The organism is Rahnella victoriana (genome assembly GCF_021276285.1).
GTDB lineage: Bacteria > Pseudomonadota > Gammaproteobacteria > Enterobacterales > Enterobacteriaceae > Rahnella > Rahnella victoriana.
Window position 1 is genome coordinate 1777598 of the sequence record NZ_CP089919.1, and the last position, 15096, is coordinate 1792693.

Consider the following 15096-nt stretch of genomic DNA (forward strand, 5'->3'; position numbering starts at 1 on the left):
TCCGGATGTTTTAAAAAGCCATTGACGCTCTGAGGGGGTCGCAGTAAGATGCGCCCCATTCGGCGAGTAGCGCAGCTTGGTAGCGCAACTGGTTTGGGACCAGTGGGTCGGAGGTTCGAATCCTCTCTCGCCGACCACATTTGAAAAACCTGCTTTTAAAGCAGGTTTTTTTTCGCCTGTAGTAAAGAGGATGAGAACCTCCGAAGGAGGTTTGAGCCGAGCGAAGCGAGACCACGTTGCGTTAGCAACGGCCCGCAGGGCAAGCATCGAAGATGCGCGTAATCCTCTCTCGCCGACCACATTTGAAAAACCTGCTTTTAAAGCAGGTTTTTTTTCGCCTGTAGTAAAGAGGATGAGAACCTCCGAAGGAGGTTTGAGCCGAGCGAAGCGAGACCACGTTGCGTTAGCAACGGCCCGCAGGGCAAGCATCGAAGATGCGCGTAATCCTCTCTCGCCGACCACATTTGAAAAACCTGCTTTTAAAGCAGGTTTTTTTTCGTCTGTAAAAAGCCCGCGGCCTTCCGGTTGCGGGCTTTTTGCTTTGTGGCGTATCTGAGGGAGACTAAGGTACTTGTTCCGCCGCTACCTTCCCTGACGCCTCGAAAAGTGCCTGCCAGTTGTCTGGCGGTTCACCGCTTTTCAACATCTTGCGAAACATCCGGTATGCGTCTGTTTTGCTTTCGTAAGCGCGTAATTCTTTATCATCATTCACCCAGGCGTAAATAATGATCCGGCTTTTCAGGTTGTAACGGAAAAACAAACGGTACTGCTGGAAGAATTTTGCCCTGAACCAGTGTGAGAATTCCCCGCCTAACGTATCGCCCTGACGGAATTCAACACGCGCCGGATCCTGCGGGATAACGTCAAACATCAGCTTATTGATCGCAGCCAGCCGTTTGGTGGCATTTTTACTTTTATAGCCCGCCGGATCTTTGCGGCGCAGTAAAACAACCTGATCAGTGAGTGCCTGTATTTGTTGCAGGATCAGAGGATGAGCGAGAAGGGTCCATCCGTTAATCTCCATGGCCTGATTGTGCATAATCCTTTACTCGTCATCGTCAGAAAGCGGGCTCTCAAGATCGATAGCCATCCCGGCGGTCAGTACATTGATTTTTTCATGCAGGGATAATGTTACCGGCTGCATATTTTCCGGGTTATTGAGCATATCTTTTGCCACAAAACCGAGAAAGGCACTGATAACAGGGTCTTCCGCTTCTTCGAGTTGCCTCGAAATAACCACCTGCCCGTCTGGCAAAATCTTGTACTGGATCCGATCATTTTCGGTGAGATTTAATGCCTTACGGATAGTGGCCGGAATGGTGGTCTGGAAGCGGCGGGTGACTTTGGATTCGGCTTCGAATTTTATTCCCCATACTGCCGAGGCTGACATAATGAGACTCCATAATGATGCTTATTTGAGCAATTTTGTCAGCGTAATGCATTTGCATTGCCAATGCAAATGCATTGCTTTTCACTTCATCATCTTCAAATCGCCTTTGCGGTGATTTTTATGATCCTGATAGAAATTCTCATGCGAATCCAGGCTGAGCAGATACAGTTCAATTTTTTCTTCGCGCCAGCAATAACCCAGCAAAGCCTGCTGCTTTTCCAGCGGGAATTTATGCACCCTCAGGTCACTGAGATCGCCTTTCTTGAGTTCCCTGAGCCGCGAGAATAGGCGTTGCCCCACACGTAAGAAAGGGGCATTTTCGCCGGATTTTCATCCCTGCGAGGCATCACGTAAAAATGCCCGGCACGCCGTTTTTCTTGCACTCAACCTTGCGCGCCATCGCGCAAAGGCTCGTCAAACAATGCGGCTAAAAATTCCAGATCTTCCTGTTCTTCCAGCCGGTTAAGCTGGCGGAAAAGGCCGCTGGCATTGCTCATCGTCGCGCAGCAGTCGGTGAATTTTCGCAGTCTGTCAGCGTCGCTGAACGGCTCGCGGTTGCTGCCTTTCGCCAGCTTGCGGCCCGCCTGTAAGGTGCGGCCATCGCGCAACGTCAGCGTGACCTCATGGGTCAGGCGCTCCTCCGGCGGCAGCCCGGCTTCCTGTTCCGGCGTATAGCAGCGCATGGAAATGCGGGCCAGACGCGCCGGTTCAGCGAGTTCTGCGACCCGCGCAGGGGTGAAATCACTGACGCCCAGCGAGCCGTGGCGCAGCCAGGTATCGACGCAGTACTGCATCGAGAAACGTGCCTGCATTTCGTTGACCGGCTGCGGATACGCCAGATTGCGCAGATTGGCGATGCCGACCAGCGTATCAACGGCCAGCACGTCGTCGTCGCTGAAATCATGCTGCGCACGCAGATCATCCAGCGCATCGATAATCATGTGCGTCGAGCCGCAGCACGGATGACGTTTCGGCATCACGCCGGTGGTTTCAATGACATGCAGATGAGTGCCCAAAATGGCCGGAATATCCCAGCCCGGCGGTGTCAGGCCGCCAAACATTTCCAGAAAGCCTTGTGGCGCTTCCAGAATATCAATGCGCCCCTGCATCTGCTGGCGGGCGAAATTCGCCGCGTCCACCGCATTGCGGGCCGCCCATCCGGCATGCAGCGGTTTGACCGGGGTGCCGAACTGCCCTTTGGTGCCGGAAGCAAAACTGACGGCATTGCTCAACGCGCGCGCGATACCGGCCTGATCCAACCCCATCAACCAGGCGACCCCGGCTGCGCTGCCGATGCAGCCGACGGTCGAGGTGCCGTGCCAGCCTGCAGTGTAATGCGAAGGCGCGACGCCGGATCCGACAAACGCCTGCGCCTGTAGCCCGATCAGATACGCCTGTACCAGTTGTTCGCCACTGGCGCGGATGTCATCGCCGACCGCCAGCAGCGCCGGAACCAGCACCGCAGACGCATGGCTCATGCCCGGCGCGAAGTTGTCGTCATAATCGATGGCGTGTGCGGCCGTGCCGTTGACCAGCGCCGCGATGGCCGCCGGGGCACGTCCGCCGCCAGCTAAGCGTGAACTGGCGTGCGGGGTGAAATACGTTTCGCTGGCAGCACGCACCGCCCGGCTGGAAAAATCATCCTGTCCGGCGTACAGGCAGGCCAGCGTATCGGTGATCGCCTCGCGGGCTTTGCGGCGGGCTGTCGCGCTGAAATCGGGCTGGCTGCAACACCAGCGGGCAATGGCTTCAATCACATTCATGGTGTTTCCTTCAACGGCGTCAGTGGCGGCTGGCGGCAAGAAATTGTTGGGTATAAGGCTCGCGGGCGTCACCGCTGCGGATTTCACCGGCAGTCAGTTCTTCCAGCAATTTTCCCTGATGCATAATGGCGACGCGGTCGCACAGGTGCGCGACCACGGCCAGATCGTGCGTCACCATCAGGTAAGTCAGGTTGCGTTCACGGCGCAGTTTTTTCAGCAGATTGAGGATCTCCGCCTGCACTGACACGTCCAGCGCCGAAGTCGGTTCGTCGAGCAGCAACACCTGCGGTTCGATGATCAGCGCCCGTGCCAGCGCCACGCGCTGACGCTGGCCGCCGGAAAGCTGATGCGGATAGCGGTAACGGAAGGCGTCGCTCAGGCCGAGGGCATTGAGCACGTCGCTGATGCGTTCTTCACGGCGGTCCATGCCGTGGATCACCAGCGGTTCCAGCAGCGTGTGATACACCATTTTGCGCGGATGCAGCGAGGCATACGGATCCTGAAACACCATCTGCACCTGCCGGTAATAGTCTTTATCGCGCACCGGATGTTGCTCCCGGTTCTGATACAAAATTGCGCCGTTGTACTGCGTATTCTGGCCGGTCAGCGTGCGCAGAATGGTCGATTTTCCGCAGCCGGATTCGCCGATCAGTCCGTAACTTTCACCGCGGGCGATGTGCAGGGTCACGCCATCGACCACCGTTTTGCGGTGATGGCCTTTGCCGAAGGTAATGCTCAAATCGACGGTCTCGATCATCCGGTCGGCGGTGAGCGGTGGCGGGGTGATGAATGTGGTCATCAGCAGGCTTCTCCGTAGCGGTATACCGGGCCGGTCAGCCACGCGGGGTCGCGTGCCGGAATGGCGAGCATGTCTACCGGATGCTGTAAATCCGGCTGGCTGGCGAGCAGGGCGCGGGTGTAAGGATGTCTGGCGTTATGCAGCTGATCGGCTGAGATTTCTTCGAGAATGCGCCCGGCGTACATCACCAGGGCGCGGTCGCAGAAACTCGAGACCAGACTCAGGTCGTGAGTGATAAACAGCAGGCCGGTTTTGCGCCGTGCCAGTAAATCATCCAGCACGCTGAGCACCTGCTGACGCACCGTGACATCCAGCGCCGACGTGGGTTCGTCGGCAATAATCAGATCAGGTTCCGGGATCAGCATCATGGCGATCATGATGCGCTGGCCCATGCCGCCGGAAATCTCGTGCGGATAGAGATCAAAGACCCGCTCCGGGTCACGGATATTCACCGCTTCCAGCATCGCCAGCGCTTTCACGCGGGCTTCTTTTTCGCTGACATTGAAGTGAATGCGATACGCCTCGTTAATCTGATGACCGACGCGCATCAGCGGATTCAGCGAGAATTTTGGATCCTGCATAATCATCGAAATGCGTTTGCCGCGGATTTTCCGCATCTGGCGCTCGCCGGTGCTGAGCAGGTCGATATCGCCAAACTGCATGCGGTCGGCGCTGACGCTGGCACCCTGCGGCGTCAGTTTCAGCAGCGACCGGCCGGTGAGCGATTTGCCGGAACCGGATTCGCCGACAATCGCCACTTTTTCACGTCCCACCGAGAAGGAGATCCCGCGCACCGCGTGGTTTTCCTGCCGGTGGCCTTTGAAGCGGATATTCAGGTTTTGTACATCAAGCAATGTCTCAGTCATGGCGCAGATCCAGTACGTCGCGCAGGCCGTCACCGAACAGGTTAAACGCCAGGCTGGTGAAAAGAATCGACAGGCCGGGAATGGCCGCAATCGTCCAGTGAGTCATCATGAACTGACGGCCGGAAGAGAGCATCGCGCCCCATTCCGGGCTGGGTGCCTGTGCGCCGAGGCCGAGAAAACCGAGGCCGGAAGCGGTCAGGATAATCCCCGCCATGTTGAGCGTCAGGCGTACCACCACCGACGGCAGACACATCGGAATGATGTGGCGCAGGATGATGCGCATCTGCGACGCACCCTGTAACCGCACGGCGGCGACGTAATCCATTTTGCGGATAGACAAGGCTTCGGCGCGTGCCAGCCGGGCAATCGGCGGCCAGGCGGAAAGCGAAATCGCGATAATCGCATTTTCGATGCCGGGGCCGAGGGCGGCGACAAAACCCAGCGCCAGGATCAGGCTCGGGAACGCCAGAAAGATATCGACGATGCGCATCAGAATGGTGTCCGTCCAGCCGCCGACGGTGCCCGCCAGCGTGCCGACCAGCAAACCGAGCGGACCGACAATCAGCGCCGTCAGGCCGGTGATGTAGAGCGTGATGCGTGCGCCATAAATCAGACGGCTGTAAATATCGCGTCCGAGTTCGTCGGTCCCCAGCCAGTATTCCCGGTCCGGCGGTGCCAGCCGCAGGTGCAGGTTTTGGGCATAAATATCGTGCGTCGCCAGCCACGGCGCGAAAATGGCGACCGCGACGATAAACAGGATGACGATCAGCCCGAACAGCGCCGACGTATTCCGGCGAAAGCGCCGCCACTGGCTCAGGCTTTGCTGGACACGCGCCTGCCACGGCGTGGCAGGAACCGGGGCATCGAGCCACGCCCGCAGGGAAAACGCCGGACGGGCAGTGAGATGAGGTTTAGCGGAGTCGGTCATGATTGCTCCTGAAGGGTTCGCGGATCAAAGATGCGGTAAAGCAGGTCGCAGATAAGGTTCAGCGCCACAAAAATCACGCCGATCAGTAACGAGCAGCCGACCACGGCGTTCATGTCGCCCGCCAGCATGGCGTTGGTGAGATAGCGGCCAAAACCCGGCCAGGCGAACACGGTTTCGGTCAGCACCGCGCCTTCAAGTAAAAAGGCGTAAGACAGCGCGACGACCGTCACCACCTGCACCGCGACGTTGCGAAAGGCGTGGATCCACACACTGCGCGCCCACGACAGCCCTTTGACGCGCGCGGTGATCACATATTCCTGCCCGAGTTGTTCAATCATAAAACTGCGGGTCATGCGGCTGATGTACGACAGGCCGCTGAGGCCAAGAATTGACGCCGGTAAAATCAGGTGGCTGAAGACGTTGCGAAAGGCTTCCCAGTTGCCGGTCAGCGCGGTGTCGATCAGATAAAACCCGGTGACTTTTTGCACGTCAAATTCATACATAAAGTCGATACGCCCCGGCCCGCCGATCCAGCCGAGTCCGGCGTAAAACAGCACCAGCCCCATCAGCCCCAGCCAGAAATTCGGCGCGGAATGCCCCAGCAGGCCGATAAAGCGGATGCAGTGATCAAACCAGGTATTGCGGTACATCGCCGACAACACGCCCGCCGGAATGCCCAGACAGGTGGCGATCAGCGCCGCCAACGTCGCCAGCTCCAGCGTGGCCGGAAACACGCGGGCGATATCGGTGGTGACCGGATTGCCGGTGGTCAGCGCGTTTCCGAAATCCAGCATCGCGACGTTTTTCAGGTAGAGAGCAAATTGTTCCCACAGCGGTTTGTCCAGCCCGAGCAGGTGATACATCTTCTGATAGGCTTCCTGACTGGCGTTATCGCCGAGCACTGACACCACCGGATCAATCGGCAGCAGGCGGCCAATAAAAAAGGTCAGCGCCGCCAGCCCCAGTAATGTGCAGAACACGGAAACCAGCAATTTACCCAGCCGGGCGGCGCTTTCGCGCAGCCGCAGCCAGAGAGGTTCAGCGGGTGACATTCCCGCCGCGGTCGGGTCGAGTTGCGACATCGGGCGCTCCCTGGTGAGTGTGTAATGCTTATTTAGACGCCAGCGCGTAATACACGCGGAAGCCGTTCCACGTCCAGTCCTTGACCTGTTTGGTCAGACCGGCGGTGTTGTACATCTGGAACATGATCGCCATCGGGCCTTGCTGCATCTGCTCTTCCTGTAAGGCGTGGTAGAGCGCGATACGTTTTTGCTCGTCCGGTTCGAGCAGGGCTTCGGTGACTTTTTTGTTCATCGCCGGATCGAAATACGAGGCGCGCCAGCTCGGGTACTGGGTTTTCTTGGCTTCCTTGCTGTTGTCCGGGTTGTAGACCAGACGCGAGGCGTTGCCGTGCGCGTCCGGCACCGAGGTCTGCCACGCCATCATGGCGCTCTGGAATTCACGTCCGCGCACGCGGCTGAATAACTGGGCATTGGCCATGCTTTCGATGGAGAGTTTTACGCCGATTTTCGAGGCATTTTCCTGCGTACTTTGTGCGATAGGCGCGGAGTGCGGCAGGGTGCCGATGATCAGTTTGGCGGAGAATCCGTCGGGATAACCGGCTTCGGTCAGCAACTGTTTGGCTTTCGCCAGATCCAGTTTGAACGGCTGTCCGGCGTCTTTATCCAGCGCACCAAAAGCGCCGAGCTGGGCGAAACTGGCGCGCGGCACACCGAGATACGGCATCACGGTGGAAGCCAGCCCCTGATAATCAATCAGATAACGCATCGCGAGGCGCACTTTCGGGTTTTTGAAAATCGGGTCTTCGCTGTTAAAGGTCCAGAAAAACAGTTGCGGCTTGAGGACTTTCTCCACGTTGACCTGACCGCCTTTATCCAGATCACGTAAATCGTCCGGGGCCAGATCACGGGCGATATCCACATCCCCCTGCGTCAGCAGCAGGCGCTGCGTACCGGTTTCCGCGACGTGGCGGATCAGGATGCGTTGCAGTTTCGGCTTCGCGCCCCAGTAATCTTTATTCGCCTGCAGCACCACGCCTTCACCGGCGTTCCAGCGCATCAGCTGATAGGCTCCGACGCAGGCGGTGTGCGTGGTCAGGTATTTGTTGCCCATGTCGTCACCGACGGCATTTTTCTCCACCAGCGCCTTATCCAGCGTGGTCGAGACGTTGTTAGCGGCGATGGCCTGCAACACCAGATTGGTCGGGTACGGCTGGTCGAAAGTCATCACCAGCGTGTTGTCATCCGGCGCGGTAATGCGCTGTCTGACGTTATCTTTGGTAAAGCCGTATTCGGTCAGGGTGGCGGAGTTACCGAAACCGAGCAGCACCACGCGCTGCAACGACCAGGCGACGTCTTTCGCCGTGGCCTGATTGCCGGACGGGAAGGTCATGCCGGTATTGAGGTGGAAGGTGATTTGTTTGCGATCCGGTGAGATATCCCAGCTTTTCGCCAGACGGGGGATCACTTTGGATTCGTCTTGCGGATCAAAATCCACCAGCGTATCGCAGGTGTTTTTGATGATTTCATTGGTCACCACTTCGCCGATCTGCGCCGGGTCAAAGGTGCTGATCGCGTCAATATTCCATGCCATCACCAGCGAATCAGCCGGTGTCGCCGCCTGCGCTGCCGTGCTTCCCAATGTGAGGCCAATCAGTGTGGCGAGCATTTTTGTTCTGGTGTTGAGCATAAATCGGGTTCCTTTGATTAAATTTTTTCTCATCCCCTTCGCAGAAGAAGACGTTTTCGGCCAGCTCCCGCCCCTTCACAGGGGGAGGAGTAAAAGCGCCGGTCGGCTCCCGCCCCGGCGAAGGGGAGGGTTGGGGTGGGGTATTAATGGCATCACCGGAGTCGCCTGCTAAACCCCCTCCCGGCCTCCCCCTTCGCAGGGGGAGGAGTAAAAGCGCCGGTCGGCTCCCGCCCCGGCGAAGGGGAGGGTTGGGGTGGGGTATTAATGGCATCACCGGAGTCGCCTGCTAAACCCCCTCCCGACCTCCCCTTCGCAGGGGGAGGAGTAAAAGCGCCGGTCGGCTCCCTCCCCGGCGAAGGGGAGGGTTGGGGTGGGGTATTAATGGCATCGCCGGAGTTGCCAGCTAAACCCCCTCCCGTCCTCCCCCTTCGCAGGGGGAGGCGCACACATTATTCAGGACGTGGCTGAACCGGCGGTTTGACTTCCGGCGGGATCGGGCACACGTAAGGGGTTTCGGCGGTCAGTTCCTGATGCGCCTGTTTCGCGGCTGCCATCAGCGTGCTGTCGGTCAGGGTGTCGATGGCGGTGGCGGCCATGATTTTGGCGACGTAAGCCAGCCCTTTGTGCGCGGCGGGCATTTTCCCCTGCGCGGTGAGCTGCCACGAATGGCCCGGTGTCCCGATGGCGTAAGTCGGGACGTGCGCCTGCACGGTGGGCATTTTCCAGCTGATGTCCCCGACGTCGGTCGACCCCAGCATCAGTTCGCCGGAGGTTTCCAGCGGGACAATGAATTCACATAACGGCGAGGCGTCCTGCGGTTTTTTGAGGCCGATGCGGCGGTAGGCGCTTTGCAAATCCTGCGGGCTGAGCGTGGCCTGAATTTCAGCGGCAAAGGCTTTGTCAGCCGCGTCGAATCCCAGCGGGCCGAGCAGTTCAAAGTTACGCTGCATGGCTTCTTCCAGCGGACGGTTGCCCAGCAGATTCGCCACGGCGCTCATGATGCTGATATCGACGGTGGTTTCGGTCATCATCGCCGCACCCTGAGCGACTTTCTTCACGCGCTCGTTGAGTTCAAACATGGCGTGAACGTCGCGGGAACGGATGGCGTAACGCACGGCGGCACGCGCCTGCACCACGTTCGGCGCGATGCCGCCGGAATCGAGCATTGCGTAGTGAATACGGGAATCCTGCGGAACGTGTTCGCGCAGATAGTTGACGCCGACGTTCATCAGTTCAACGGCATCCAGCGCACTGCGGCCAAGATGCGGCGACGCGGCGGCGTGTGAGGAGCGGCCATGGAAGACGAAATCCATGCGGGTGTTGGCCAGCGATTCGGCGCGGGCGACTTCAGAAAAGGCATTCGGATGCCAGGTGATGGCGATATCCACGCCGTCAAACGCCCCGGCGCGGGCCATAAAGGATTTCGCGGCACCGCCTTCTTCCGCCGGACAGCCGTAATAGCGCACACGCCCCGGTGTACCGGTTTGTGCCAGCCAGTCTTTCAGCGCGGTGGCCGCCAGCATCGCGGCAGAACCCAGCAGGTTATGGCCGCAGCCGTGGCCCTGACCGTTGCCCGGCAGCGGCTCAGGACGGGCAATGCCTGCCACCTGACTCAGCCCCGGCAGCGCATCGTATTCGCCGAGAATCGCAATGATCGGGCCGCCTTCACCGGCTTCGCCCATCACCGCAGTCGGAATGTCAGCGACGTTTTCCGTGACGCGAAAACCCTGCTCTTTCAGCATCGCCGTGTGCTCGGCGACGGAACGGTATTCGGTATAGCAAATTTCCGGCATACCCCAGACGCGATCGCTCAGGGCGGTGAACAGGGCTTTTTTGGCGTCGATCAGGCTCCAGACGGTTTCTTTATTCTGCGCAGATGCGTTATTCAACGGAGACTCCTTGTGCCAGTGGCTACAGTTTCGTGAAGTGAATGTGTCGGAGGAACCTGTTCAGAATGTGTGCAGGGGCGACAAAGATCCAATGAGTCTTTCATCTGACCCATTCTGAAATTGCATAGATTTTTTCAGGTATGCGAAAACGGCATAGTCAGTGTGACTATCTGAACAGAAAGGATAATTTACAGGTCGCGGGGAGCTTCCCGCAGGCTGGCAGGCGTGGAGCAGAACATGTTTTGCCGCCTGAAAACGTCAGGCGACGGCGCGGGTCTGATGCAGCAGGCTGGCTTTATTCCACAGCCGTTCGGCCTGCGGGGTACGGAATTTTTCCAGCCGGTAAAGACGGATGCTGGCCTGAATATCCCAGCTGCGTTCCCCGGCACGGAGCAGCGATCCGCTCGCCAGTTCTTCACTGATCAGGCTGGTGGGCAGCCATGACACGCCGCAGCCGGACACGGTCATCGCTTTCAGTCCGCTGCACATCGGATTTTCGTAAATCGGTTTCAGCGGCAGCGGGCGCGAGGCAAACAGGGCGGTCAGCGCGTGGGCGAAGAAGGAACGGTTGCCGTAACTGAGATAAGGCAACGGGGTACGTGTGCCGCTAAAGGTGTGTAAAGGAAACAGCGGTTTGCCTTTATCGTCCGGCGCACACACCGCCAGCGCATTTTCTTTTCCCAGTTCGATATACGGAAAGCGTTCGAGCTGTTTCATCAGCGGAACCGAATCGTGGGCGTACGTCAGCAGAAAATCGGTTTCGCCATCCAGCAGCAGCGAAATATTGCCGCTGAAAGAGGGCTGCTGATCGCACAAACGGATATAGCCGTACTGATGCGACGGGTCGATCTGGTTAATCCAGTCGGGGAAAAAGGTCAGGGAGAGCGTATTAAGCGCCGCGAAATGCACGATGGCGTGCTTCTGCGCATGACGCTCACGCAGATCGCTGCGCAACTGCGTCATGGAAAACACCAGTTCTGCGGCGGTATGCAGGAAATCCTGGCCTTCCGGAGTCAGTCGTATCGGGTAGGTTTTGCGGTCAAATAACGGCACGCCTAACCATTCTTCCAGTTGTTTAATCCGGCGGCTCAGCGCGGACTGGGTGATGTTCCTTTCGCTGGCGGCTCGCGTAAAGCTATAGCACTGAGACACACTGAGAAAATCTTCAAACCACTTCAGTTCCATCACAAAACCTCTGGCGGGTGATAAGCCCTTAAGAACTAGCAAGAAGTGCGCCAGAGTTTAAAAACTGATTAACATATTGGTTTCAATCCATGTCCGCCCGCAACCCGGCTTATGCCGGAAAAACAGACAACATCAGTACGCTAAATCACCTGCACCACCAGCGTGCAATTGCGCTATTTTGGGGTGTTTTGCGGTGGCGTGCGCAAACGCTTTCGCTGACGACTCCGCGCCGTTTGCTGCACTTCCCAGCATTTTCCGCTGGTTTCCACCCCTATCTCAAAAATAACCGTTCATATATTCATCATTTAGCCAGAAATTTTTAGGGATTTAAAATGGGCGAAACCCCCAGGAATATTCTTTTACAAAGGGGAATATGTGGTTATTCCCTGCGCAGACTGAACATTCGTCCTGAATTGGTTAACAAAATGTTTTTTTATGTTTGTTTGTTGTAACTCACAGTCTGTGTAAATGCCTGATGGTTATATTGACGTCAAGGAAAGGAGTTGCCAAATTGATAGCCCCAAGGAAGACCAGTGATTATTTCCGGTAAGATTTTGTAAAGCCAGCTTTACACTTCGAAGGAAAAAAATGGCAGTTCACCATGCTCTGGTTGGACTTATTGCAGCGCACGAGCAAACACAGTCACCCGCAAATAAAAATAAAGGGTGACGTGAGCTGTATACACAACACACACATCCACATCACCATTAATCGATGGAGCAGAAGCGATGACAATCTCTTTAGGTAAGTCGGGGCTACTGAAATTCAGTATGGGCCTGATTGCGCTGACCGTTGCGGCCAGTGTCCAGGCAAAAACGTTAGTGTATTGCTCTGAAGGTTCACCTGAAGGCTTTAACCCTCAGCTGTTCACCTCAGGCACCACGTATGACGCAAGCTCCGTGCCTATCTACAACCGTCTGGTTGAGTTCAAGATCGGGACCACTGAAATTCAGCCGGGTCTGGCTGAGAAGTGGGACGTGTCTGCTGATGGCAAAACCTACACCTTCCATCTGCGCAAAGGCGTGAAATGGCAGGACAACAAGGAATTCAAACCGACCCGTGATTTCAACGCGGACGACGTCGTGTATTCCTTCGAACGTCAGCTGGACAAAAATAACCCATACCACGGCGTTTCTGGCGGCAGCTACGAATACTTCGAAGGCATGGGCATGGGCGATCTGATCAACAAGATCGTGAAAGTGGACGACAACACCGTGCAGTTCGTGCTGAACCGTCCGGAGTCTCCATTCCTGGCTGACCTGGCGATGGACTTCGCTTCCATCCTGTCTGCGGAATACGCTGACAACATGCTGAAAGCGAAAACCCCTGAGAAAGTCGACCTGGATCCGATCGGTACCGGTCCGTTCCAGCTTCTGCAATACCAGAAAGATTCACGCATCCTCTACAAAGCCTTCCCGGGCTACTGGGGCACCAAGCCGCAGATCGACCGTTTAGTCTTCTCCATCACGCCTGACGCGTCCGTGCGTTACGCGAAATTGCAGAAAAACGAATGCCAGGTAATGCCGTACCCGAACCCGGCAGATATCGCGGCAATGAAAAAAGATAAATCCATTAACCTGATGCAACAGCCAGGTCTGAACGTGGGTTATCTGTCCTTCAACGTTGAGAAAAAACCACTGGATGAAGTGAAAGTGCGTCAGGCACTGACCATGGCTGTGAATAAAAAAGCCATCATCGATGCGGTTTATCAGGGTGCTGGCCAGCCGGCTAAAAACCTGATCCCACCAACAATGTGGGGCTACAACAAAGACGTCGTGGATTACGAATACAATCCTGAGAAAGCCAAAGAGCTGCTGAAAGAAGCAGGTCACGCAGACGGTTTCGCTATCGATCTGTGGGCGATGCCGGTACAGCGTCCGTACAACCCGAACGCACGCCGTATGGCTGAAATGATCCAGGCTGACTGGGCGAAAATTGGCGTGAAAGCCAACATCGTGACTTACGAGTGGGGCGAATACCTCAAGCGTGCGAAAAATGGCGAGCACCAGTCTGTGATGATGGGCTGGACCGGCGACAATGGGGATCCGGATAACTTCTTCGCCACCCTGTTCAGCTGTGCGGCAGCGAAAGACGGTTCCAACTACTCCCGCTGGTGTTACAAGCCGTTTGAAGATCTGATCCAGCCAGCCCGTGCTGAATCCGATCACGCCAAACGTGCTGCGCTGTACCAGCAGGCTCAGGTTGTGATGCATGACCAGGCACCTGCGCTGATCATCGCTCACTCCACCGTGTACGAACCTGTTCGTAAAGAAGTTAAAGGGTATGTCGTCGATCCGCTCGGCAAACACCACTTCGAAAACGTCTCAATGGAGTAATTGACTACTGAGCGCACAGGGAGCTGCGTTGTGCGGTGCTCGCAATTTTCGCCTACCTAATGGTATGTCTCAATTGCTCTGCTCCTCCGCCTTGCTCGCTGAGCGCTCACTACGTCTTTTAGTTCAGCGATATAAAGTTTTGTGAGCTATCAATAAGCCCGGCGAGCTACGGTTCTCCGGGCATTTTATACAGAGAGTACGGGATATGTTGCAGTTCATACTCCGACGTCTGGGGTTAGTTATCCCAACGTTTATCGGCATTACTTTGCTGACTTTTGCCTTCGTACACATGATACCAGGCGACCCGGTCACCATCATGGCAGGCGAGCGCGGTGTTTCCCCCGAACGTCACGCCCAGCTGATGGCAGATATGGGGCTCGACAAGCCTCTCTACCAACAATATTTCCACTACGTGAACGGCGTGCTGCATGGCGACCTGGGCACGTCCTTAAAAAGCCGCACCCCTGTCTGGCAGGAATTCGTACCGCGCTTTAAAGCAACACTGGAACTGGGCATCTGCGCGATGATTTTCGCGATCATTGTCGGTATCCCGGTGGGCGTGCTGGCGGCGGTAAAACGGGGATCGATATTCGACCACACGGCAGTGGGGATCTCGCTGACCGGCTATTCGATGCCGATATTCTGGTGGGGGATCATGCTGGTGATGCTGGTCTCGGTGCAGCTTAATCTGACGCCCGTGTCGGGGCGAATAAGCGACACCGTCTTTCTCGATGACAGCCTGCCGCTGACCGGCTTTATGCTGATCGACACGCTGTTCTGGGGCGAACCGGGTGATTTCGTCGATGCCGTGATGCACATGATTTTACCGGCCATCGTGCTGGGCACCATTCCGCTGGCGGTGATTGTGCGTATGACCCGTTCTTCCATGCTGGAAGTCCTGGGCGAAGACTACATCCGTACCGCGCGCGCCAAAGGCGTCAGCCGTATGCGGGTGATCGTCATCCACGCACTGCGCAATGCGCTGCTGCCGGTGGTGACCATCATTGGTTTGCAGGTCGGTACGCTGCTCGGCGGCGCCATCCTGACGGAAACCATCTTCTCCTGGCCGGGACTCGGCCGGTGGCTGATCGATGCACTCCAGCGCCGCGACTATCCGGTCGTGCAGGGCGGGGTGTTGCTGGTCGCTACTCTGATCATCGTGGTTAACCTGCTGGTAGATGTGCTCTACGGCGTGGTCAACCCGCGTATTCGCCACAAGAAATAAGGGGCG

At 56.9% G+C, this 15096-nt stretch carries 14 protein-coding genes, 1 tRNA gene and 2 other RNA genes; 6 read left to right on the forward strand and 11 right to left on the reverse strand.

Annotated elements, in window-relative coordinates:
* Positions 1–60: 60 nt before the first annotated feature.
* The 3 genes from J9880_RS08190 to J9880_RS08200 all read left to right on the forward strand — a co-directional run bounded on the left by J9880_RS08190 (position 61) and on the right by J9880_RS08200 (position 461).
* Positions 61–137 (forward strand) — tRNA-Pro (locus tag J9880_RS08190).
* Between the two features lie 32 nt (positions 138–169).
* Positions 170–299: non-coding RNA, RtT sRNA (locus tag J9880_RS08195), on the forward strand.
* A gap of 32 nt (positions 300–331) precedes the next feature.
* A non-coding RNA gene (locus J9880_RS08200) (RtT sRNA) lies at positions 332–461 on the forward strand.
* A gap of 101 nt (positions 462–562) precedes the next feature.
* On the opposite strand, the gene J9880_RS08205 is transcribed toward J9880_RS08200, so the two are convergent.
* From J9880_RS08205 to J9880_RS08255, 11 genes are all read right to left on the reverse strand, one after another.
* Positions 563–1039 carry a type II toxin-antitoxin system YhaV family toxin gene (locus J9880_RS08205; protein ID WP_232770299.1) on the reverse strand — a complete coding sequence of 159 codons (477 nt, stop codon included), beginning with the start codon at positions 1037–1039 and terminating at the stop codon, positions 563–565.
* Positions 1040–1045: 6 nt separating this feature from the next.
* Positions 1046–1390 carry a type II toxin-antitoxin system PrlF family antitoxin gene (locus tag J9880_RS08210; RefSeq protein WP_014333376.1) on the reverse strand — a complete coding sequence of 115 codons (345 nt, stop codon included), beginning with the start codon at positions 1388–1390 and terminating at the stop codon, positions 1046–1048.
* Between the two features lie 81 nt (positions 1391–1471).
* Positions 1472–1627 (reverse strand): type II toxin-antitoxin system RelE/ParE family toxin, encoded by a 156-nt coding sequence (locus J9880_RS08215; RefSeq protein WP_014411453.1) that lies wholly within the window; start codon positions 1625–1627, stop codon positions 1472–1474.
* A 146-nt stretch (positions 1628–1773) separates the two neighbouring features.
* Positions 1774–3153, reverse strand: a complete 1380-nt coding sequence (locus tag J9880_RS08220) for an MmgE/PrpD family protein (protein WP_232770300.1) — start codon at positions 3151–3153, stop codon at positions 1774–1776.
* A 19-nt stretch (positions 3154–3172) separates the two neighbouring features.
* Complete coding sequence (locus J9880_RS08225; protein ID WP_232770452.1) at positions 3173–3910, reverse strand: ABC transporter ATP-binding protein; 738 nt, start codon at positions 3908–3910, stop codon at positions 3173–3175.
* A gap of 41 nt (positions 3911–3951) precedes the next feature.
* Positions 3952–4818, reverse strand: a complete 867-nt coding sequence (locus tag J9880_RS08230; RefSeq protein ID WP_232770301.1) for an ABC transporter ATP-binding protein — start codon at positions 4816–4818, stop codon at positions 3952–3954.
* The gene (locus J9880_RS08235) at positions 4811–5746 is read right to left on the reverse strand and encodes an ABC transporter permease (protein WP_133823050.1); all 936 of its coding nucleotides are present in this window, start codon (positions 5744–5746) and stop codon (positions 4811–4813) included. The genes J9880_RS08230 and J9880_RS08235 overlap by 8 nt, the downstream gene beginning before the upstream one ends.
* Positions 5743–6828, reverse strand: a complete 1086-nt coding sequence (locus J9880_RS08240; protein ID WP_232770302.1) for an ABC transporter permease — start codon at positions 6826–6828, stop codon at positions 5743–5745. Before J9880_RS08240 ends, J9880_RS08235 begins: the two co-directional genes overlap by 4 nt.
* Positions 6829–6856: 28 nt before the next feature.
* Positions 6857–8455, reverse strand: a complete 1599-nt coding sequence (locus J9880_RS08245) for an ABC transporter substrate-binding protein (RefSeq protein ID WP_232770303.1) — start codon at positions 8453–8455, stop codon at positions 6857–6859.
* A gap of 449 nt (positions 8456–8904) precedes the next feature.
* Positions 8905–10344, reverse strand: a complete 1440-nt coding sequence (locus J9880_RS08250; protein WP_232770304.1) for a M20 family metallopeptidase — start codon at positions 10342–10344, stop codon at positions 8905–8907.
* A gap of 258 nt (positions 10345–10602) precedes the next feature.
* Entirely contained in the window at positions 10603–11529 is a 927-nt protein-coding gene (locus J9880_RS08255) for a LysR family transcriptional regulator (RefSeq protein ID WP_119825492.1), read from the reverse strand.
* 89 nt (positions 11530–11618) lie between these two features.
* Here J9880_RS08255 and J9880_RS08260 point away from each other — a divergent pair, with 89 nt between their 5' ends.
* The 3 genes from J9880_RS08260 to dppB all read left to right on the forward strand — a co-directional run bounded on the left by J9880_RS08260 (position 11619) and on the right by dppB (position 15090).
* Positions 11619–11852 (forward strand): hypothetical protein, encoded by a 234-nt coding sequence (locus tag J9880_RS08260; RefSeq protein WP_162928653.1) that lies wholly within the window; start codon positions 11619–11621, stop codon positions 11850–11852.
* A 405-nt stretch (positions 11853–12257) separates the two neighbouring features.
* The gene (dppA, locus tag J9880_RS08265) at positions 12258–13865 is read left to right on the forward strand and encodes a dipeptide ABC transporter periplasmic-binding protein DppA (protein WP_037033811.1); all 1608 of its coding nucleotides are present in this window, start codon (positions 12258–12260) and stop codon (positions 13863–13865) included.
* Positions 13866–14070: 205 nt separating this feature from the next.
* The gene (gene dppB, locus J9880_RS08270) at positions 14071–15090 is read left to right on the forward strand and encodes a dipeptide ABC transporter permease DppB (RefSeq protein WP_013573445.1); all 1020 of its coding nucleotides are present in this window, start codon (positions 14071–14073) and stop codon (positions 15088–15090) included.
* Positions 15091–15096: the final 6 nt, after the last annotated feature.

Excerpts from the sequence above, each read along its gene's own strand:
- J9880_RS08240 (WP_232770302.1), bottom strand. The coding sequence starts at position 6,828 with ATGTCGCAACTCGACCCGACCGCGGCGGGAATGTCACCCGCTGAACCT.
- J9880_RS08245 (WP_232770303.1), bottom strand. The coding sequence starts at position 8,455 with ATGCTCAACACCAGAACAAAAATGCTCGCCACACTGATTGGCCTCACA.
- dppB (WP_013573445.1), top strand. The coding sequence starts at position 14,071 with ATGTTGCAGTTCATACTCCGACGTCTGGGGTTAGTTATCCCAACGTTT.
- dppA (WP_037033811.1), top strand. The coding sequence starts at position 12,258 with ATGACAATCTCTTTAGGTAAGTCGGGGCTACTGAAATTCAGTATGGGC.
- J9880_RS08210 (WP_014333376.1), bottom strand. The coding sequence starts at position 1,390 with ATGTCAGCCTCGGCAGTATGGGGAATAAAATTCGAAGCCGAATCCAAA.
- J9880_RS08230 (WP_232770301.1), bottom strand. The coding sequence starts at position 4,818 with ATGACTGAGACATTGCTTGATGTACAAAACCTGAATATCCGCTTCAAA.
- J9880_RS08255 (WP_119825492.1), bottom strand. The coding sequence starts at position 11,529 with ATGGAACTGAAGTGGTTTGAAGATTTTCTCAGTGTGTCTCAGTGCTAT.
- J9880_RS08225 (WP_232770452.1), bottom strand. The coding sequence starts at position 3,910 with ATGATCGAGACCGTCGATTTGAGCATTACCTTCGGCAAAGGCCATCAC.
- J9880_RS08235 (WP_133823050.1), bottom strand. The coding sequence starts at position 5,746 with ATGACCGACTCCGCTAAACCTCATCTCACTGCCCGTCCGGCGTTTTCC.
- J9880_RS08260 (WP_162928653.1), top strand. The coding sequence starts at position 11,619 with ATGTCCGCCCGCAACCCGGCTTATGCCGGAAAAACAGACAACATCAGT.
- J9880_RS08205 (WP_232770299.1), bottom strand. The coding sequence starts at position 1,039 with ATGCACAATCAGGCCATGGAGATTAACGGATGGACCCTTCTCGCTCAT.
- J9880_RS08220 (WP_232770300.1), bottom strand. The coding sequence starts at position 3,153 with ATGAATGTGATTGAAGCCATTGCCCGCTGGTGTTGCAGCCAGCCCGAT.